This window comes from Rhodococcus sp. LB1 (assembly GCF_001583455.1).
Taxonomy (GTDB): domain Bacteria; phylum Actinomycetota; class Actinomycetes; order Mycobacteriales; family Mycobacteriaceae; genus Rhodococcus_F; species Rhodococcus_F opacus.
Genome location: NZ_LTCZ01000076.1, coordinates 1 through 18,967, shown reverse-complemented (window position 1 = coordinate 18,967; position 18,967 = coordinate 1). Strand labels below are relative to the sequence as shown.

Below are 18,967 nucleotides of genomic sequence, written 5' to 3'. Positions count from 1 at the left end.
ACAGGAAAACCCATGCGCCCCAGGATCACCGGGCTGGTCGTCCACGCGACAGCCGTCACCGCCGGCGTCACCGCCAGCGCACGAGACTTCGCGTCCCTGCTGCCCGCCACGATCACCCTGCACGACCTCGGCGGTCGCGAGAAGGCCGGACCGCTGCCTCGCGAACTCACCGACGGTCAGGACCAGAGCAGCTACCGCGCAGGACAACTCGGCTATTGGGCGCCCAGAAGTGCCCTGGCCAACTACTGCCGCGAAGACGGTTTCACGATTCCCGATCCCGGGATCGTGATGATCGGCGAGATCGAAACCGGACTCGACGCCATCACCGATGCCGACGCCTCCCTCATCATCACCGCAGCCTGACCACCCCCCAACGACAGAAGAGGACCACCATGCGTGGAGTAGTGATGTATGCCCCCGGCGATGTTCGCGTCGTCGAGCGGCAAGACCCGAAGATCGTCGAGCCGACCGACGCGATCATCCGGATCACCGCGACCTGTATCTGCGGATCCGACCTGTGGCCGTACCGGGGTGTGGAACCGGTCGACCACACCCTGATGGGACACGAGTACGTCGGCGTCGTGGAGGAAATCGGTGAGGCCGTGAGGACCCTGAAGGTCGGCGACTTCGTCGTCGGGTCGTTCGCCGTCTCCGACAACACCTGCGAGATCTGCCGAGCCGGTTACCAATCCCGTTGCGTACACGGCTCCTTCGTCGCCCGAGACATCGGCACCCAAGCAGAGAAGGCCCGCATCCCCTACGCCGACGGAACGCTCGTCGCCACGCCCGGTCAGCCGGACCAAGACCGGATTCCCTCGCTGCTGGCCGCTTCCGACGTCCTCGGGACGGGCTGGTTCGCCGCCGTCGCCGCCGAGGCCGGACCCGGCAAGACCGTGGCCGTGGTCGGGGACGGTGCCGTCGGCCTGATGGGTGTGCTCGCCGCCAAACAGCTCGGCGCCGAACGGATCATCGCCATGTCCCGGAACGCCGACCGCCAAGGGTTGGCCCGCCAATTCGGTGCCACCGACATCGTGGAATCTCGCGGCGACGAGGGTGTCGCCGCGATCAAGGAACTCACCGACGGGCTCGGCGCACACAGCGTCATCGAAGCCGTCGGCACCGAGGAGTCGATGCTGCAGGCCATCCGCTCGACCAGGCCCGGCGGGCACGTCGGCTACGTCGGCGTCTCCCACGACGGTGTCACCCTGCCCGCCGACCAACTGTTCTTCGCCGAAATTCACCTGATGGGCGGCCCCGCACCCGTCCGCCGCTTTCTGCCGGAGCTGATCGACCTGATCTGGCGCCGCGAGATCGACCCCGGCAAGGTCTTCGACCTCACCCTCCCGCTGGACCAGGCGGCCGAGGGCTACCAGGCGATGGACGAGCGCCGTGCCATCAAAACCCTGCTCACCCTCTGACCTCCCGCCCCCGACTCACTCGCACACGAACATCAGGAGTACCGCATGACCACCACCAGAACCACCGCGCGGCGAGGCCATCGCCACTGGACCAGAATCGCTGGCACCGGTATTGCCACGCTCGCCGTCCTGGCCGCCTCGGCCTGCTCGGCCGCCGACTCGCCCACCTCATCGGCAGCTCCTGCCTCGCCGGTCGCGAACCTGGCCTCCGGTGATCTGTCCCACGGTGCCGACAACTTCTACACCAGCGACCAGGTCACCATGGAGAAGGTGACATTCAAGAACCAGTACCGGATGGACGTCTCCGGCAACCTGTTCGTCCCCAGAAACCTCGACCGCAACACCAAGAACGCCGCCATGGTGGTCGGGCACCCGATGGGCGCGGTCAAGGAGCAGAGCGCCAACCTCTACGCCACCAAGATGGCCGAGCAGGGTTTCGTGACGCTCTCGCTGGACCTGTCGTTCTGGGGTGACAGCGCCGGCGAGCCCCGCAACGCCGTCGCCCCCGACATCTACACCGAGGACTTCAGCGCCGGCGTGGACTTCCTGCGCACCCAGTCCTTCGTCGACACCGAACGCATCGGCGCGCTCGGAATCTGCGGCAGCGGCAGCTTCGTCATCAGCGCCGCGAAGATCGACCCCCGCATCAAGGCCGTCGCCACGGTCAGCATGTACGACATGGGCGGTGCCGCCCGCAATGGGCTGGGCCACTCGGTCACCCTCGATCAGCGCAACGCCGCCCTGGCGCAAGCCGCAGCCCAGCGAGACGTCGAATTCACCGGCGGACCCACCGAATACACCGGCGGCACACCCGAACAGGTGACCGATCAGTCCGGCCCGATCGAGCGCGAGTTCTACGACTTCTACCGCACCGCGCGCGGCAACAGCCCCGACACCACCACCCAGCCGACGCTGTCGAGCAACGTCAAGTTCATGAACTTCTACCCCTTCAACGACATCGAGACCATCTCGCCCCGCCCGATGCTGTTCGTCGCCGGCGAAGACGCGCACTCGCGCGAGTTCACCGAAGAGGCCTACCGCCTCGCCGGTGACCGCAAGGAACTGGTGATCGTGCCCGGTGCCGGTCACGTCGACCTCTACGACCGGGTCGAGATGATCCCCTTCGACAAGCTGACCGAGTTCTACACCCAGAACCTCACCTAACGGGTTGGCGGGCAGTGACCGGACCCGGTTGTGCATTTCCCTATCACCATCAACCTCGACGCGTGATGCCAGGGACACCGAGACGCATCCACAGGTGCACGGACAGAACCGTTCTCGCGACGACACAACCGCACCGCACCGCGGTTGCCGAACCGGGTTGACGGAGTACGGACGGAAGGACACCGATGACTGGGAACAGTGCCGACAACAATGAACGAGCGGGAACGATCGCGATCGGACTGGCCATCGCGATCACCGCCCTCCTGACCCACCTGGAGGCAGTGGCCTGTTGACTGCTCAGGCCGGCCCTCTCACGACGCGGGCCGTAACGGGTCTTGCCCACGCAGCGCACGCGGTCGGCAGGTCGGCAGCCGCACCCCGGGCGGGCCGGCAGAAGGCGGGGGCGGACTGGTATCGGGCTCCGCGGATTGGCGTACAGCGACGACGACACCCTTCGGGAGAGCGACCGGGCTGAGGTTCCGGCAAGTTCGTGAGAATCGAGCACCGACGCGGCGTTGAGAACCCGCAGGTTGTAGGCCTCGTGGAGTGACATCGAGCCGTGGAATCTACAGTTTGTGGGGATCTAGGACGCGTGCCGCCCCGGGGTTTCACGTCATTTGCGTCCCACTTCTCGCCGCGCTCGGGAAATTGTCAGCGGACGACATCTATGCGCCTGGTCAGGAGCGTCCGATGGGCCGGTATCGGAATGCACCTATCAGCGTTTTTACGAAGGGGCACGCCCCAGAGGCTGGTGTAGATGCGGACCTTCGAGTGTCCGTCCTTCAACTAGACAGGGGCTCCGCTGTCTCAGTCGTCCGGGTGTGATTGTCCGAAGCGTCCGGCGTCGAAGGCGACGTGTCCGACGCCGATGTGGGCGGACATGAGGGATTCGGCGACGGTGCGGTTCTGTGCGGTGATGGCGTCGGTGATGTCGCGGTGGAACTGGATGCTTCGGGCGATGTCGGTGTCGGAGTAGTAGAAGTAGGTGCCGAGGGTGACTGAGGTGTAGGCGAGTTGTTCGGCGATCTTGTACAGGCGAGGTGAGCGTGCGGCCGAGAGGACGAGCAGGTGGAACTCTCGGTTGTTGTGGTGGAGATCGTCTTTGTAGGTGGACTTCTTCGCTTCGGCGATCTTCGCCATTTCGTCGACGGACTTGCGCAACTCTGCGCACTCGTCCGCGGATCGGCGTGCGGCGGCCAGGCCCGCGCCGCGGGATTCGAGGATGCAGCGCAGTTCGAAGACCTCGTCGACGTCCGAGCGGGTCCATTGCGCGACGAACGCACCGCGATGTGGCTCGGTCTGGATCAGTCCTTCCTCGGTGAGGCGGCGGAGCGCGGCCCGGACAGGGGTGCGGCTGACATCGAGTTCCTCGCAGAGCTGCCCCTCGGTGAGGTGCGCGCCCGGCGCGTAGTGTCCGGCCATGATTCGGCTCCGGACCAGTTCGTAGACCATCGAACTCGATTGAGCCATCGGGTGTCTCCTCTGTGTGCGTTGTCCCCCGGTGCGACGGGCGTCCGGACCGCTGCACCGGGTGCTGTAGACCGCTGCGATTAGTCAGATTGTACTTCGATCGTACTGTTCCTGATGGGTCTGGGCGGGCTCGCCGAGGCGAGCCCGCCCAGTGCGGATTGGTGAGGGTGGTTAGGAGACGCGGACGTCGTCCTTGTCGGATAACTCCCGGGCGGCGTCGGTGGCCGCGAGTTCGCGGGCCTTGGCCTCGGCCTCTCGGACGAACCGGAGCCGGGTGACCAGGCCCGCGGCGATGACGAGCATGGCTGCGACGATGGACAGGCCCCAGTAGATGCCGCCGGTGGCGGTTTCGAGGGCGCCGAAGCCGAAGGGGCCGACGAAGCCGCCGAGGTTGGCGAGCGAGTTGATCGAGGCCAGGCCGACGGCCGCGGCGGGTCCGGTCAGGAACAACGAGGGCAGCGCCCAGAACGGTCCGTAGGTGGCGTAGACGGCGACGGTGATGACGACCAGCAGGATCACCGAGAACCACAGGCTGTCCTGGACGAAGACCATCGAGACCAGGCCGGCGGCGGCGACGAGCAGCGGAATCCCGACGTGCCAACGGCGTTCACCGTTTCGGTCCGAGTGCCGGGCCCACCAGACCATGAAGATCGCGGCGGCGGCGTACGGGAGGGCGGTGATGAACCCGACGGAGGTGTTGCTGAGCTTGTCACCGAGGCCGGCGACGATGCTGGGGGTGAAGAAGGCGAGGACGTAGATCGCGACGGACTTGCTGTAGTAGATGAACGACAGCGACAGGGTGCGGATCCCGGCCAGGCTGCGCAGGAACGACACCTGGCCGTGGGCGGCGGCCTTGGCCCGGTTCTCGGCGTCGATGGTCTCGGTCAGCCAGTCCGCTTCGTCGCGGGTGAGCCACTTGGCCTTGTGCGGGCCGTCGACCAGGACGAACAGGGTGACGAAGCCGAGCATGACAGCGGGGATGCCTTCGAGGATGAACACCCAGCGCCAGCTCTCGACGCCGAACCAGTGCACGTGGTCGAGGATCATCCCGGACAGTGGGCCCGCGATGAGGGTGGCCACCGGCAGGGCGATCATGAACTGGGCGACGACGCGGGCGCGTTCCCGTTCGGGGAACCACAACGTCAGGTACAGAAGCACGCAGGGGAAGAAGCCAGCTTCCGCGATGCCGAGAACCGTTCGGGCGATGGCTAATTGGGTGAAGTCATGTACGAAGCCAGTCAGGACGGCTACGGCGCCCCAGCTGAAGAGAATGCGGGCGATCCACTTGCGGGCGCCGACCTTACGCATCAGCATGTTGCTCGGCACCTCGAACAGGAAGTACCCGATAGAGAACAATCCCGCGGCGAGCCCGAACTGCGCCTTGGTGATTCCGAGGTCGGCGTTCATCTCCAGGGCGGCATAGCCGACGTTGGCGCGGTCGATGAACGCCATGATGTAGAGCACCACCAGAAACGGCAGCACCCGCATCTTGATCTTGCGGATCACCGCGCTGCGGTAGGCGCCGATCTCGGGCGCGTCCAGGTCACGGGACATTGGTGAACTCCTTCGTACAAGCTGCTGGGAAGTCGAGAGCGGGCGTTCATCCCGTGGGGCTGGACTCTGCCATCGTGACGAGCCGCATCAGGTTGCTGTGTTGCGCGCCACACTCGATCTGTAACGAACATACAATCTGAGAACAATATTGGCAATACTGCCGTGTTTAGTCGGTCATACCTGTGTTTTTGTTCCTTAAATTGTCACCTATCGGGCGGCGGGGTGCGCGGAGGACGCCTCTGGCCGACCCCGGGCCCACAGCCGGGGTCGGCCAGAGGGCAGACGGTGCGCGCGGAGATGGGCTCAGACCACGGCGGGGGTGTCAGTCTCGGACACGCTCAGTAGCCACGCGAGTGCGGAATCGATGGATGCCGCGGCGTCCGGGCCGGGCGGGTGGGCGGCGAGGGAGTGGACAGTGCGCTCGTAGAGGGTGCGCGTGCCCGCAAGTACCGACGAGGGCAGGTTTGCCTGATCGAGTTGGGCGACGGCGCGTTCGACCTCGTGCGCGCGGCGCTCGGCGTGCAGGAGGTGACTGCGCACCACCGCATCGAGGAAGGCGGTAAATCCCTGGGTGTCGATGTCGCCGAGCACCCGGTAGAGCTCCTCGCGCACGCCCTGCTTCTCCGCCGACACGAGGCACTCGACCGCCAGCGCCTCGATCCCCTTGGTCAGCACGGTGCGCAGCAGCTTCAGTGCCGCCGCATCCCCGGGCCGGGCGTTCTCCAGCGCCCGCGACGGTGCCCCAATCGTGGCGAAGTCGGCCACCGCCGCCTCGGCGGCGTCCCCGGAGACCAGCAGGGACGTGCGCAGGCCCGTCATGCCGATGGCGCCCATGATTACCGCATCCGCATACTCGATCCCCCTGCCGCGCAGGAAGTCCGCCGAGAACCGCTTGTCGGCCGGGGTGGCGGTACTCAGGTCGACGAACATTGCCTCCGGCGACAGGAAGGCTCCGGATTGCTCGGCCACCGCCGCGGCGACGTCGCCGGTCACACACGACCACACCCGGTCCACGCCGGCGAGCCAGTCGCCCACACGCTCATGAAGCGTTAAGCCCAGCTCGATCGCCAGCTCACGCGCAGCCGGTGACGGATACGCATCGCAGAGAACGACATCACAGGACTCCGCCGCGGCCCGGGCATACAGGCGGCCCACTTCACCACATCCGATGATCGCCAACTTCATGGTCTTCTCCTACCTCAGAGTGAGTACAAAATATGAGCGATAGTCCGGCAACGGCCCGTCAACTACCTGATCGAATCCCTATGATGACAGAGATTGTTCTGATACTGTACTTTTTTGTCGGATCCGTTACCAGGTGCCACCGCACCCGGCAACGGAGGAAGCCCTCGCCCTCCGGCGCCGGTGACCCGCGCCGACCGCGCAGCACCGGGGCGCCTCCATGAAACCGACGCTCCACCCCTGACCGCCGGGCCGCAGTCCGCCGGTCACACCTCACATCTGCAGAGCCGCAACATCTTCGGCAGACCGCACCACCATCGCGGCGACACAACCGCGCAGAAACAGGAGAACACCATGAGCACTCGACCCACCGGCGAGCAACTCGCCCGCCTCCGCGAGCTCGGTGCCGCCACCATCTACGAGGCCCAGGGGCAACGTGGCTCCATCGGTGCCGTGATCAAGCCGATCGACCCGTCGATGAAGCTTGCCGGTCCCGCGCTCACAGTGGACGCCGGTCCCGCCGACAACCTGATGCTGCACGCCGCCCTTCAGCACGCCCGCCCCGGCGACATCCTCGTCGCCGACGCGCGCGGCTTCCTCGACGCCGGAGCCTGGGGTGACGTCCTCACCGCCGCAGCGCAAAAGGCCGGGATAGCCGGCCTGGTCATCCACGGCGCGGTCCGCGACGCCGAGGAGATCATCGACATGAAGTTCCCGCTCTTCGCCAAGGGCCTGTCGATCCGGGGCACGACCAAGGCCTACAAGGGCAGCATCGGCCAACCCGTCGACATCGCGGGCACCACCGTCCACAACGGCGACATCATCGTCGGCGACCGCGACGGCCTGGTCGTTGTCCGCGCCGGTGAGGTCGAATCCGCCCTCGAGCTCGCCCAGGCCCGCGAGGACAAGGAAACCAAGTTCCGCGAACAGATCGCCGAGGGTGCCTCCACCGTCGAACTACTCGGCCTGACCGGCACTCTGAGCAGCTACTTCCCGAACTGACCTCGAGCTAAACGAAGTGGAGCGGGACGATGCCATCGCTCAGCCTGACGCCGCACCTACCCCAGCCCTGTACCCAGCTCTGGGACTGGCAGATGCACGCTCAGTGCCGGAACACCGGCACCGAACTGTTCTTCGCCCACGACAACGAAGGCCGCGGCGCGCGCCTCCGCCGCGAACGGCAGGCGAAAGCCGCCTGCGCCACCTGCCCCGTACAACGCGAATGCCGCACCCACGCGATCACCGTGCGCGAACCCTACGGCGTCTGGGGTGGCACCACCGAAGCAGACCGGCGATGGCACGAACCCGGCCCACCACCACACGGCCACCCACGCACACGGAACGGCCAGAGAAGGGCAATGCGCATTTCCTCGAAACACCCTGTACCCGGCCATAACTCGGACCGTCTAGCACGGAAATCTTAGCGCCGCGTGACCCGACAGTGCAGGAACCAGAGCACCGAGATCGGCCGCTAGCGTGCTCGTCGGTCGGCGACGTGCGTGTAGCGCTGCCAAAAAGTACAGCGGGTTCACTGGAGAGGCTGCGCACGTGTTTGCTTCACTCATCCCACAGACCGGCAGCACCCTGCAAGCTCCTCAGCCGGAGGTGTGCAGATCCTCCCGTGCGGACACTTACGGTGAGGCAGTCCACTCCCCTGCCAGCTCAGCCTCGTCGGCGGCTCATGAGGGTCATTGGAACTATGCGAGATGAGGGCCGGTTCGGCGGCCGCGACAACGATAAGGAGGTGTGAGTGGAAGCCCTCTTACGCGTGATTACCGGACAGTCAGTTCGCGGAGCTACCAAGGCCTGCATCATTGCTCGCCATAGGTGAACACCCTTCCACCCACTCCACTAAGTCCCTGGCCAGCGACTCAGCGGCCAGGACTCTTCTTGTTCGCAGCCGCACCACCCCGGCACACGGGCGGCGTACACACCGACTTGTCGGTACCGGAAGGCAGACTCCTGTGATGGACAGAATCACGCAGTAGCGGGTTGACCCAGTCCAGTGTCAACCGCGCTTCTGCTTCGTCAACTGTGAGCGCGGCCAGGGCGTCTTCAGCCTTGGGGACGATGCGTTTCCCGTTCTCATCGGTGGCGCGTCGGCCCGTGGGTTTCTGCGCGACAAGCCGCATCGCCGGGAACAGGGGCGCGGTGGGTTCGCCCCGCCTCGGGTGTGCGGCGAGGTTGTCTCGCAACACCGCGACGGTTGCGGGGCTCAGCGGCACCCTCCGCCGGCTCCCCTTGGTCTCGGGGGTGTCGTACGCCAACGCGCCTTCCACGGTGATGATGGTCCGCTCTACCCCCAGGGTGCCGGGCTTGGGTCGCGCGTTCGGATTCAGCGCCAAGGCAGGGAGTTCCACGCCGCCATGTCTGGGTCGTCGACAACGTCCACCACGGCCTGCGCCGGCACCATCCGCACGACGAAGTAGGCGTGCCGCACCGTGGAGGGCGACTTACCCGCAGCAACCATCCGCTGTACCCAGTCGGCTATCTGCTGGCGGGTGATCGCCCCAACCGCCTTGCCGCCGAATGTCGCGATGATCGCCAGGACGGCAGTGCTGTTGCCGTTAGAGTCCTTGCAGGCGCAATCACCGAGCCGAGGGAGCCGGCCGAACCACGGATTCACCCCCGAGGCCGATGCCCACGACCAGAAAGAGAATCGAGCACGTAAACCATTGGAGCAGAGTATTTCCTACCACAATGGCAACATTGTATTCGTGATCAGCAGCGCAACTTCGTCTGGTTAGTCGTAGTCTCCGAGCAAGAGAGACTGATACTCCGCGTGGGCCGAGAATCCCACAACGAGCACCGCACCCGCCGCGCCTACGAGGGATGACAGTTGCAACCTGGAGCACTTCATCGCAGGCGACGAACCATGGGGCAACATATGTGTCCAGCCGATACCCGGACGCGAAGGGGGCCGCACGCATAGCGGGGCAGGCTGCAACTGGACGTCTCTAGCGTGTCCACCGTCGACGAGCGCTGGCGCATCCTTACGGCGCCCCCGCTCAGCGTGGATGCGGTCCCTGAACCCGGTGGCCCAAGCACGGACCTGACTGAGATGCATGACGCCAACCTCCATTTCCTTACTCATTCCTTACTCAGGCCGCTCTCCATGCCCTGCACACCGCCGGAATCCTCCTGACGGCGATTCGCATTCGGATGCGATTTCGTAGACATGCGGCACCAGCCCAGGTGGAACCGATGGCAGGCGAGGGCTGTCATCGGTGGCTATTGCATGCCGGAGATGCCCTGTGTGTCCGATGTTGTAGCGCCACACCGTTGTAGCTCTACAACACCGTTCCCCCCTGATGCCTCAGCGTTTCAGCCCCGCCCCCAGACCTGCGATTGCCCTGCCGGCGACCGTTTTTGGGGAATGTTCCAGGGGTTGGCGTCCCGCAGTGGTTCGGGGAGCCAGGAGTCGAAGTAGTTCTGGAAGGCGACGGGGCGGAGGAATCGCTCGACGGCTGCGGTTCCGACCGCGGTGTGTAGTGGTGATGTCGTCGAGGGGAAGGGTCCGCCGTGGTGCTGTGCGGGTGTGACCGATACTCCGGTCGGCCACTCGTTGAGGAGGATTCGCCCGGTTCGTGTCTCGGCCAGGCGGAGGAGGTCGTCGAGTGTGTCCGCGTCGGCTTCTTCTGCGTGCAGGGTGATGGTGAGCGAGCCGTGCAGGCGACTGGCGGCGTCGGTGAGCTGCTTGACGTCGGTGTACTCGACGATTATCGAGAACGGGCCGAAAGCCTCGGTGAGCACGTTGTCCGCGTGCTCGACGAAGGTGGGGTAGTCGATGGACAGGAGTGCGGGCTGATGGCAGCCATCGACCGTTGTCGGTTCGACGAGCATCCGTCCGCCGATCTGGTCGCCGATCTCCTGGAGCCGGTCGGCGAAGCCGGAGGTGATGGAGTCGGTAAGTAGTGCGCCGGTGCGTTTTCCGCCGATCCGCTCGGTGAGGATGTCGTCCAGGCCGTGGCCGGCGGGCAGGAACACGATGCCCGGCTTGGTGCAGAACTGGCCGCTGCCGAGGGTGAAGGAGTCCACGAAGCCCTCGGCGATCGCCTGTCCACGCTCGTCGATTGCGGCCTGGCTGACGAACACCGGGTTGATGCTTCCCAGTTCTCCGTAGAACGGGATGGGTCGCGGTCGGTCGGCCGCGATGCCGGCCAGGAACAATCCTCCGCGCACCGATCCGGTGAAGGTTGCCGCGTCGACGCGTTCGTCGCGGAGCGCGTCGATGCCGGCGTCACGGCCCTCGATGACGTGGAAGGCTCCGGCCGGGGCTCCGGCATCGTCGAGTGCTGCGGAGACGAGTCTCCCGGTGAGCTCACTGAGTTTCGGGTGCCCTTCGTGGGCTTTCACGACCACCGGGCACCCGGCGGCCAGCGCCGACGCGGTATCGCCTCCCGCAACCGAGAAGGCGAACGGGAAGTTGCTCGCGGCGAAGTTGAGGACGACGCCGATCGGGATTCGCATGCGGCGGAGGTTCGGCCTCGGTCCGGAACCGAAGTCCGGATCGGGGTCGTCGATGCGGACGTCGAGGAACTCGCCGGTCTGTGCTTGTTCGGCGAACAGGCGCAGTTGCATCGTGGTCCGGGCGAGCTCGCCCCGCAGGCGGGGCTCCGGGAGGTGCGTTTCTTCCATCGCGACGGGTACCAGCTCGTCGGCTGCGGCGTCGAGACGGTTCGCGATTTCTACCAGTTGCGCGTACCGCTGCTGTGGGGTTTGACGGGCAAACTCGGCCGTGGCGGCTGCCGCCTGTCCCAGCACGTTGTCCAGGTCCATGTCTGTACCGGTTCCTCTCATTTGCGCCACTCCGGGATCCTGGCGGCATTCCGGTGCGGCAGTTCGATGAGTTTCGCCGCCCCGTCTGGGGAAGCGATGAGGATTTCGTGGGCGATTCCGGTGAACAGCCCGTTCTCGACGACGCCGGCGATCCAGTTGAGGTTCGTGTCGAGCAGGGCCTTGTCGGTGATCGCGACCATATGGGCGTCGAGGATGAAGTTGCCGCTGTCGGTGACCACGGGCTGCCCGTTCCGGTGTCGCTGAATGATCTCGATGTCGGTGTAACCGAGGTCGGTCAGCAGTGCGGAGATCGATCTCCGAGTCGCCTTCCACCCGAACGGGATGACCTCGATCGGAAGCGGGAAGGAGCCGAGCTGCTCGACCAGTTTGGTGTCGTCTGCGATGCACACCATCTTCGACGAGGCCTCGGCGACCATGCGTTCCCACAGCAGGCAGGCGCCGCCACCCTTGATCATGTCTCCGTCGTGGTCGACCTCGTCGGGCCCGTCCAGCGTCACATCGAGTGGGCGGTCGAGGTCGTTGAGATCGACGAGGGTGATACCGACCGACAAGGCCAGGTCGCGGGTTGCGGTGGAGGTGGGGACACCGACGACGTCGAGGCCGTCGGCGACCTTCTCTCCGAGGGCCCGCACGAACCATGCGGACGTCGTTCCGGAGCCGAGTCCGAGTTGGGCGCCGTCGTGCGCGTAGCGCTCCACCGCGGCCCGGCCGACGGCGTATTTCGCCGCGTCCTGGGGGGTTTCGGTCGTGTACATGTGGAGGAGTTCCTTTCGGGTGGGTCAGATGAGGGCGAGCAGGTCGTCGAACGAGTCGAGCCGGAAGTCGGCGTCGATATCGGGGTGTCCCCAGCTCACATGGGCGTAGCGGATGCCTGCGGCCGCCGCGGTGTCGCGGTCGATGTCGGTGTCACCGACGTAGAGCACTGTCGAGGGGGCGCCGAGGGCGGCGATGGTGTCGGTGAGATGCCGGGGATCGGGCTTGGGCCCGTCGGTGGCGTCGGAACCGATGACCGCCCCGATGATCTTCCCGAGCCCCAGTGCATCGAGGACCGCGTGGGCGATCAGTGTCCGCTTGTTTGTGCATACTCCGAGCTGGATGCCCCGGGCGTCCAGCTCGGCGAGCACTGCGGCGGCGGTGTCGATCAGGCGGGTCTTTCTCGCCGGATTCGCGCGGTAACGCTCGGAGTAGGTCCGGAGGACGTCGTCGACGATCGGTGCGGTGACGGGCAGGCCTGCGACCCGCAGGCACTGTTCGACGAGTGCGCGGGGGCCGCCGCCGAGTGCGTCGGCGACCTGCCGGACGGTGACCCGGTGATCACCGTGAGAGGACAGTGCCTCGTTCATGGCCGCGGCGATGTCCTCGCTGCTGTCGACCAGGGTGCCGTCGAGGTCGAAGACGACTGCCGTGAATTTCGTCTGCGTGGTGCTCATGTCTTCCTTGCGATGTCGATGTCGGAGAACACGTCGGTGAAGTGTCCGAACAGGTTTCGGTAACCCTCGAAGATCCGGGTGTAGCGGGTGACTTCGGTGGGACCGGGAAGATGTCGCGAGGACACCTCCAGGTGCCCGTAGGCATCGTCGAAGGATTCCCAGGTGCCTGCCCCGACCCCGGCGACGATCGCGGCACCGTACGCGCCGCCTTCGCTGCTGCCGGTCATGGTGACGACCTCGGTGTCGAACACGTCGGCCATCGTCTGCAGCCAGAAGCCGTCGCGGGTAGCTCCGCCGGAGGCGATGATCCGGTCGCACGGAATCCCCAACTCGGTGAAGGATTCGAGGATCTGCCGCATGTTGAGCAGCGCGCCCTCGATCACGGCGCGCACGAGGTGCCCGAGCCCGTGCATGCGGGTCAGCCCGACCATGGCCCCGCTCGCCGAGGGGGCGTAGTGCGGGGATCGCTCGCCGGCCAGATACGGCAGGAACAGCAGGCCGTCGGCGCCGACGGGCACCTTCTTGGCCAGGTCGATGAGTTCGGTGAAGCTGACGTCCTGTGCTCCCGGCAGTTGGTGGATGACGTCGGCGAGCCATTGCAGTCCCCCGGCGGCGGACAGGGACACTCCCATGACGTGCCAGTAGCCGGGCTGGTTGTAGCAGGACACCTGCACGGCGCCGGTGACGTTGTCCGGGCACGATTGTGAGACCGCGGCGACGATGCCGGCCGTGCCGAGGGTGACTCCGATGTCGCCGGGGCGGGTGATGCCCATCGAGGCCGTTTGGACGACCGCGTCCCCGCCTCCGCCGTACACCTGGACGTCCTCTCGCAGGTTCCAGGCGTGGGCGATGTCCGGGAGCAGGGTGCCGGTGGGTTCGGGGGACTCGACGACCTCGGGGAGCATCGACTCGCGCACCCCGACCGCCGCGAGCATCGCCGGGGACCACGTGCGGTTGGCGACGTCGAACAGGCCTGTTCCGGACGCCTCGGACACGTCCGTGACGAATTGTCCGTTCATCCGTAGGCGCAGGTAGTCCTTCGGGTTGAGGATTCGGTGGGTCCGGGCGAAGTTCTCGGGTTCGTGGTCGCGTAGCCAGGCCACCTTGCCTGCGGTGAATCCGGTGATGAGCCGGTTGGCGGTGGCGTCGAGGACCGCGTGGGGGCCACCCACGGTGTCGGTGATCGCGACGCATTCGGCTTCGCACCGCTGGTCGTTCCAGAGGATGGCGCGCCGGATGACCGTGCCGGTGTCGTCGAGGGCCACCAGGCCGTGCATCTGCCCGCTCAATCCGATGGCGACGATCTCGTCACCGCGGCGGGGCAGCTGTGCGGTGACCTCTCGAATGCAGGCATCGGTGGCCGCCCACCAGTCGTGCGGGTCCTGTTCGGACCACCCGTGACGGTCGGAGAACAGCGGGTACTCACGCACGGCGGTGGTCATCACCGCACCGGTGTGGTCCACGGCGACGACCTTGCAGGACGAGGTCCCGATGTCGACGCCGAGGTGCACTCGCGCGGCGGCGGTCATTACCGTGTCCCGTACTGGATGCGGAGGTGCTTGTACTGCAGGTACCCCTCCAACCCGGCCTTGCCGTGCTCGACGCCGAACCCGCTGCCCTTGCGGCCGCCGTAGGGGGCGTTCATGATTCCGGCGTCGACGTTGTTGACGGCGACATTGCCGAAATCGAGGAGCCGGCCGAGGTCGTGGGCCTGCGCGAGATCACCGGTGTAGAGGTAGGCCGCGAGACCGGCCTCGGTGCCGTTGGCGAGGTCTACCGCGTTCTTCAGGTTGCTGAAGGGCATGACGCCGACTACGGGGCCGAATGTCTCCTCGTGCATCACGAGCATGTGCGGGTTGCAGCCGGCGATGACCGTCGGCTGGTAGAAGTTCCCGGGCGCGAGCGTCTCGATCCGCGTGCCGCCGGTGGTGACGGTGGCGCCTCGGGCGATGGCGTCGCGCACGTGCTGGTCGACGACGTCGAGGCCGGCGCGGGTCGCCATCGGTCCGACGTCGACCGTGGGGTCCATGCCGTTACCGACGGTCAGCTCGGACACCTTCGCGGTGAGTCGGTCGACGAACTCGGAGTACACCGTTTCGTGCACGTAGATGCGGTTGATGGCGATGCAGATCTGTCCGGCGTTGCGGAACCCGCGGCGCGCGGCGCCCGCGACGGCGGCGTCGATGTCCGCCCGGTCGGTGACGATCATCGGGCACGAGCCGCCCAATTCCATCGTCAGGGGTTTCGCGGCGGGCACGCCGCGGGCGATCTTGCCGCCAGTCGCCGTCGATCCGGTGAACGCCAGCTTGTCGAATCCGGGATGACCGGCCACCGCCGGGCCCGTCTCGCCCCCGCCGAGGACCAGGTTCGCCACCCCGGCCGGCAGTCCTGCTTCGTCGATGCAGGCGAACAGCAGTGCCGGTGACAGCGAGGCGTACTGCGACGGCTTGATCACGATCGTGCAGCCGGCCGCGAGTGCGGCGCAGAGCTTCCACCCGACCAGTTCGAGCGGGTAGTTCCATGGGGTGATCGCCCCGATGACGCCGATCGGTTCCTGGACGACCATGCTGGCGAAGCCGTCGACATCGTTGGGGATCACTTCCCCGTGGATCCGGGTGGCCTCTTCGGCGTAGAAGTGGAACGCCTTGGCGAGTTTGTCGACCTCGCCGGTCGCCTCACCGATGGTCTTACCCATCTCGGTTGTGATCGCTTCGGCGAGTTCACGTTCGCGGGTCTTGACGATGTCGCCGATGGTGTGGAGGTAGCGGGCTCGCACGGTCGGGTTGACGTGTCGCCAGTCGGCGAAGGCGCGGCGGGCCGCGGTGACGGCGGCGTCGACATCGGTGGCGGTCGAGGCGGGGACCTCGGCGATGACCTTCTCGTCGGCCGGGTTGAGAGCCTTGAAGGTCGTCTCGCTCCGGACCCACCCGCCGTCGATGTAGTTGTTCAGTGTGGTGATCGTCATGGCATGCGCCTTTCGCTCGGGGGTGGTCAGTTCAGCGGGCATCGCAGCGGCTCGCCCCGGATCGCCCGGGCCGCCTCCTCGGCGGCGAGGCGCTGGAGATCGCGCAGCGACTGTTCGGAGTAGAAGGCGGCGTGCGGGGTGAGGACGGCATTCGGGTGCGCGCGCAGCCGGTGGTCGGGGGCCAGAGGTTCCGGATGGAAGACGTCGAGTCCGACCCCGGCCAGCGCGCCGGAGTCGAGTGCGTCGAGCACGGCGTCCTGCTCGACCAGGGCGCCGCGTGAGGTGTTGACCAGGAACGATCCGAACGGCATCTTGGCGAGATTGTCGGCGTTGACGATTCCGCGGGTGTCCGCGGTGGCGGGGGCGTGCAGCGAGAGCGCGTGGGACCGTCGGAACAGCTCGTCGAGGTCGACGAGGGTGATGCCGTGGTCGGCGGCGACGTCGGGGTTCGCGTACGGGTCGTGGGCGATCAGGTCGAACCCGAAGGGCTGCAGCCTTTTTGCGACGGCAAGCGCTATCCGCCCGGTGCCGAGCAAACCTACCGTCGTCTCGCTGGTCGAGCGGATCGGAGCGAGTTCGGTCGCGGACGGCCAGCCGCCGGCCGCCAATGCGCGGTCGAACTGGGCAACTTTGCGCAGGAGCATGAGCGTGAGGGTGACGGCATGATCGGCGACGGTGTCGGCGCCGTAGTCCGGCACATTGCACACCCGCACCCCCAGCCGGGTGGCGGCGTCGAGGTCGACGTTGTCGAAGCCGATGCCGTAGCGGACGACGACCCCGTTCGGGTTCATCGCGGCGAGCGCAGCGGCGGTCATGGGGGCGAAGTTGACCAGCGCGACGTCGGCGCCGCGGACCGCCTCGATCGCCTCGGCCTCGGTGGTGGCGTGAAAGACGGCGAAGTCGGCGTCGAGTTCTTTCGCGGCGGCGCGTTCGAAGTCCTCGCCGGCGAAGTTGTGGTCGGTGATCACCATCCGCATCTCAGGCACCGACCTTTCCGACCAGTCCGCGCCCGTGCAGGTTGGCGATGAACGACCGCAGTCCGAACTCCCAGCGCTGCGCCTTCTCGGAGTGGTTGACGCGGTTGACGAGGGTGCCGAGTTTCGGGCTCGAGATCCGCACCACGTCGCCGATGTGGTGGGTGAATCCCATGCCCTCGCCGCCGCGGTCGTGCGTCGGGGAGAACAGGGTGCCGGTGTAGAGGACGATCCCGTCGGGGTACTGGTGGGCGTCGCCCACGGTGTATTCGGCGAGGGTGCTGATGTCGCGGGAGATCTCGCGCATGTAGCTCACGTCGTCGAGAACGAAACCGTCGTCCTCCCCCAGTACCTGCAGGCGCACCTCGGCGGCGCGGACGTCGTCGAGGGTGAACGATTCGTCGAGCAACCTGATGAACGGTCCGAGCGAGGCCGAGGCGTTGTTGTCCTTCGCCTTGGGCAGCAGCAGCGCCGAGCGGCCCTCGACGTCGCGGAGGTTGACGTCGTTGCCCAGCATCGCACCCACGATGCGTCCGGTGGAGGTGACCGCGAGGGCGACTTCCGGTTCCGGGTTGTTCCACGAGGAGACCTGCGCGACACCGATTTCGGAGCCGCACCCGACCGCCGAGAGGACCGGCGCCTTGGTGAAGACCTCCGGGTCCGGTCCCAACCCCACCTCGAGGTACTGGGACCACTGGCCGCGGGCCTTGAGGTCTTCCTTGAGCCGGGCCGCGTCCTCGCTGCCGGGTTCGATGGAGGACAGGGTCGTGCCGATGAGCCGCTCGAAGTCGCCGCGGATGGCGTCGGCCTGTTCGGGGTCGCCGCCGGCGCGCTCTTCGATGAGCCGTTCGAGCAGTGACGTCGCGAACGTCACCCCGGCGGCCTTGAGCACCGACAGGTCGACCGGTGCGAGCAGATACGGGGCGCTGGTGCGGGCGGCGAGCGAGCTGGCGAGGACGTCGGCGATGGGCCAGGAGCGGGTGCCGACAGCGCTGCGGACGGCCTTGACCGGGTCCGGTGATTCGAGGAGGTCGGTCATGGTCGGGAAGGCGTCGGTGATGTCGACCACCGCACCCGAGCGCAGGGTGACGATGCACGGGCCGCCGATGGCGTCGTCGTGGACGCGACCGACGAGGGTGGCATTCGCCGCGTCGGCGGGCAGGACTGCTGCGTGCTGATCGATGAGGTTCATGGTGTCGAGATCCGTTTCGTTTCTATTGTGGTGGAAGTGTGAAGGCCGCAGGTGGTCAGCGGAGGCTGTAGCCGCCGTCGGCGACGAGTTCGCTGCCGCAGAAGTAGCCCGACTCGTCGCTGAGCAGGAAGGCCACCGCGGCCGCGATCTCCGAGGGTTCGGCCATCCGCTGCTGGGGGGTGGCGTCGAGCCATTGCCGGAACTGGTGTGCCTTCCGGGCGAGCAGCGGTGTGGCGACGTAGCCCGGGGAGACGGCGTTGACGCGGACGCCGCGGTCGGCCCATTCGGAGGCCAGCGACTTGGTCAGCGCGGTGGCCGCCGCCTTCGAGGCGTTGTAGGCGCACTGTTTCTGGGGGACGTTGACCACGTGATTGCCGCTCATCGAGGAGATGTTGACGATGGCGCCGGAGTTCTGCGCCAGCATCCGCCGGCCGAAGGCCTGGTTCGTGATGAACAGCCCTCGCAGGTTCACCCCGAGGGTGCGATCCCACTCGTCGAGGGTCATCTCCTCGGCGGCGATGTCGTCTTCGACGACGCCGGCGGCGGCGACCAGTCCGTCGATGCGGCCTTCACGTTCGGCGATGCGGGTGGCGACTTGCTCCATCGCGTCCGGGTCGGTGATGTCGACGATCGTCGACTCGCCGAGCGGTGAAGCCGTTCGGTCCAGCGCATACACGCTCGCGCCTTCGTCGATCAGCCGGGCGCACACGGCCTCACCGATGCCGCCCGCCGATCCGGTCACTGCCACGACTTTCCCGTTCAATCCGCGCATGGTGTTTCCCTTCCCGGTTTCTAGTGCGCGGCCGCGGCCGCGGCCA

Annotated in this window: 18 protein-coding genes; 5 read left to right on the top strand and 13 right to left on the bottom strand. The window is 66.7% G+C overall.

Annotated elements, in window-relative coordinates:
* Nucleotides 1–12 precede the first annotated feature (12 nt).
* The 3 genes from AZG88_RS13615 to AZG88_RS13605 are packed head-to-tail and all read left to right on the top strand — an operon-like array spanning nt 13 to nt 2,582.
* Entirely contained in the window at nt 13–363 is a 351-nt protein-coding gene (locus AZG88_RS13615) for a cyclophilin-like fold protein (protein WP_063886805.1), read from the top strand.
* A 29-nt stretch (nt 364–392) separates the two neighbouring features.
* Nucleotides 393–1,418 (top strand): zinc-dependent alcohol dehydrogenase family protein, encoded by a 1,026-nt coding sequence (locus tag AZG88_RS13610; protein WP_197487819.1) that lies wholly within the window; start codon nt 393–395, stop codon nt 1,416–1,418.
* A gap of 45 nt (nt 1,419–1,463) precedes the next feature.
* On the top strand, nt 1,464–2,582 hold the full coding sequence (locus AZG88_RS13605) for an alpha/beta hydrolase (RefSeq protein WP_061697987.1): 1,119 nt from the start codon (nt 1,464–1,466) through the stop codon (nt 2,580–2,582).
* Nucleotides 2,583–3,389: 807 nt separating this feature from the next.
* On the opposite strand, the gene AZG88_RS13600 is transcribed toward AZG88_RS13605, so the two are convergent.
* The 3 genes from AZG88_RS13600 to AZG88_RS13590 all read right to left on the bottom strand — a co-directional run bounded on the left by AZG88_RS13600 (nt 3,390) and on the right by AZG88_RS13590 (nt 6,791).
* Nucleotides 3,390–4,052 (bottom strand): GntR family transcriptional regulator, encoded by a 663-nt coding sequence (locus tag AZG88_RS13600; protein ID WP_061697986.1) that lies wholly within the window; start codon nt 4,050–4,052, stop codon nt 3,390–3,392.
* Nucleotides 4,053–4,223: 171 nt separating this feature from the next.
* Entirely contained in the window at nt 4,224–5,606 is a 1,383-nt protein-coding gene (locus AZG88_RS13595) for an MFS transporter (RefSeq protein ID WP_061697985.1), read from the bottom strand.
* Between the two features lie 303 nt (nt 5,607–5,909).
* Nucleotides 5,910–6,791 (bottom strand): DUF1932 domain-containing protein, encoded by an 882-nt coding sequence (locus AZG88_RS13590; protein WP_061697984.1) that lies wholly within the window; start codon nt 6,789–6,791, stop codon nt 5,910–5,912.
* A gap of 351 nt (nt 6,792–7,142) precedes the next feature.
* Between AZG88_RS13590 and AZG88_RS13585 the strand changes: the two genes are divergently transcribed.
* On the top strand, nt 7,143–7,790 hold the full coding sequence (locus AZG88_RS13585) for a 4-carboxy-4-hydroxy-2-oxoadipate aldolase/oxaloacetate decarboxylase (protein ID WP_061698029.1): 648 nt from the start codon (nt 7,143–7,145) through the stop codon (nt 7,788–7,790).
* Between the two features lie 29 nt (nt 7,791–7,819).
* On the top strand, nt 7,820–8,212 hold the full coding sequence (locus AZG88_RS49815) for a WhiB family transcriptional regulator (protein WP_082833302.1): 393 nt from the start codon (nt 7,820–7,822) through the stop codon (nt 8,210–8,212).
* A gap of 447 nt (nt 8,213–8,659) precedes the next feature.
* On the opposite strand, the gene AZG88_RS53585 is transcribed toward AZG88_RS49815, so the two are convergent.
* The 10 genes from AZG88_RS53585 to AZG88_RS13525 form a co-directional block, all read right to left on the bottom strand.
* A complete protein-coding gene (locus tag AZG88_RS53585) occupies nt 8,660–9,148 on the bottom strand; it encodes a hypothetical protein (RefSeq protein WP_231913984.1) in 489 nt (162 codons plus the stop codon).
* The gene (locus AZG88_RS53580) at nt 9,124–9,414 is read right to left on the bottom strand and encodes a hypothetical protein (protein ID WP_005243463.1); all 291 of its coding nucleotides are present in this window, start codon (nt 9,412–9,414) and stop codon (nt 9,124–9,126) included. The genes AZG88_RS53585 and AZG88_RS53580 overlap by 25 nt, the downstream gene beginning before the upstream one ends.
* Nucleotides 9,415–10,112: 698 nt before the next feature.
* On the bottom strand, nt 10,113–11,567 hold the full coding sequence (locus tag AZG88_RS13560; protein ID WP_231913983.1) for an aldehyde dehydrogenase (NADP(+)): 1,455 nt from the start codon (nt 11,565–11,567) through the stop codon (nt 10,113–10,115).
* A gap of 17 nt (nt 11,568–11,584) precedes the next feature.
* On the bottom strand, nt 11,585–12,343 hold the full coding sequence (gene rpiA, locus AZG88_RS13555) for a ribose-5-phosphate isomerase RpiA (protein ID WP_025432007.1): 759 nt from the start codon (nt 12,341–12,343) through the stop codon (nt 11,585–11,587).
* Nucleotides 12,344–12,367: 24 nt separating this feature from the next.
* Complete coding sequence (locus AZG88_RS13550; RefSeq protein ID WP_061697980.1) at nt 12,368–13,018, bottom strand: HAD family hydrolase; 651 nt, start codon at nt 13,016–13,018, stop codon at nt 12,368–12,370.
* Entirely contained in the window at nt 13,015–14,547 is a 1,533-nt protein-coding gene (gene xylB, locus AZG88_RS13545) for a xylulokinase (protein WP_061697979.1), read from the bottom strand. The genes AZG88_RS13550 and xylB overlap by 4 nt, the downstream gene beginning before the upstream one ends.
* On the bottom strand, nt 14,547–15,983 hold the full coding sequence (locus tag AZG88_RS13540; RefSeq protein WP_231913981.1) for an aldehyde dehydrogenase family protein: 1,437 nt from the start codon (nt 15,981–15,983) through the stop codon (nt 14,547–14,549). The genes xylB and AZG88_RS13540 overlap by 1 nt, the downstream gene beginning before the upstream one ends.
* A gap of 26 nt (nt 15,984–16,009) precedes the next feature.
* Nucleotides 16,010–16,960: a C-terminal binding protein gene (locus AZG88_RS13535; protein WP_061698028.1), complete on the bottom strand. Its 951-nt coding sequence runs from the start codon at nt 16,958–16,960 to the stop codon at nt 16,010–16,012.
* 1 nt (nt 16,961) lies between these two features.
* Nucleotides 16,962–18,149: a fumarylacetoacetate hydrolase family protein gene (locus tag AZG88_RS13530; RefSeq protein ID WP_005243473.1), complete on the bottom strand. Its 1,188-nt coding sequence runs from the start codon at nt 18,147–18,149 to the stop codon at nt 16,962–16,964.
* 55 nt (nt 18,150–18,204) lie between these two features.
* Nucleotides 18,205–18,967: SDR family NAD(P)-dependent oxidoreductase (locus AZG88_RS13525; protein ID WP_231913980.1), on the bottom strand; the 763-nt coding region annotated here is incomplete at its 5' end.

Excerpts from the sequence above, each read along its gene's own strand:
- xylB (WP_061697979.1), bottom strand. The coding sequence starts at position 14,547 with ATGACCGCCGCCGCGCGAGTGCACCTCGGCGTCGACATCGGGACCTCG.
- AZG88_RS13530 (WP_005243473.1), bottom strand. The coding sequence starts at position 18,149 with ATGAACCTCATCGATCAGCACGCAGCAGTCCTGCCCGCCGACGCGGCG.
- AZG88_RS13595 (WP_061697985.1), bottom strand. The coding sequence starts at position 5,606 with ATGTCCCGTGACCTGGACGCGCCCGAGATCGGCGCCTACCGCAGCGCG.
- AZG88_RS13610 (WP_197487819.1), top strand. The coding sequence starts at position 393 with ATGCGTGGAGTAGTGATGTATGCCCCCGGCGATGTTCGCGTCGTCGAG.
- AZG88_RS13585 (WP_061698029.1), top strand. The coding sequence starts at position 7,143 with ATGAGCACTCGACCCACCGGCGAGCAACTCGCCCGCCTCCGCGAGCTC.
- rpiA (WP_025432007.1), bottom strand. The coding sequence starts at position 12,343 with ATGTACACGACCGAAACCCCCCAGGACGCGGCGAAATACGCCGTCGGC.
- AZG88_RS13605 (WP_061697987.1), top strand. The coding sequence starts at position 1,464 with ATGACCACCACCAGAACCACCGCGCGGCGAGGCCATCGCCACTGGACC.
- AZG88_RS13540 (WP_231913981.1), bottom strand. The coding sequence starts at position 15,983 with ATGACGATCACCACACTGAACAACTACATCGACGGCGGGTGGGTCCGG.
- AZG88_RS13535 (WP_061698028.1), bottom strand. The coding sequence starts at position 16,960 with ATGCGGATGGTGATCACCGACCACAACTTCGCCGGCGAGGACTTCGAA.
- AZG88_RS13550 (WP_061697980.1), bottom strand. The coding sequence starts at position 13,018 with ATGAGCACCACGCAGACGAAATTCACGGCAGTCGTCTTCGACCTCGAC.
- AZG88_RS13590 (WP_061697984.1), bottom strand. The coding sequence starts at position 6,791 with ATGAAGTTGGCGATCATCGGATGTGGTGAAGTGGGCCGCCTGTATGCC.
- AZG88_RS13560 (WP_231913983.1), bottom strand. The coding sequence starts at position 11,567 with ATGGACCTGGACAACGTGCTGGGACAGGCGGCAGCCGCCACGGCCGAG.
- AZG88_RS49815 (WP_082833302.1), top strand. The coding sequence starts at position 7,820 with ATGCCATCGCTCAGCCTGACGCCGCACCTACCCCAGCCCTGTACCCAG.
- AZG88_RS13615 (WP_063886805.1), top strand. The coding sequence starts at position 13 with ATGCGCCCCAGGATCACCGGGCTGGTCGTCCACGCGACAGCCGTCACC.
- AZG88_RS13600 (WP_061697986.1), bottom strand. The coding sequence starts at position 4,052 with ATGGCTCAATCGAGTTCGATGGTCTACGAACTGGTCCGGAGCCGAATC.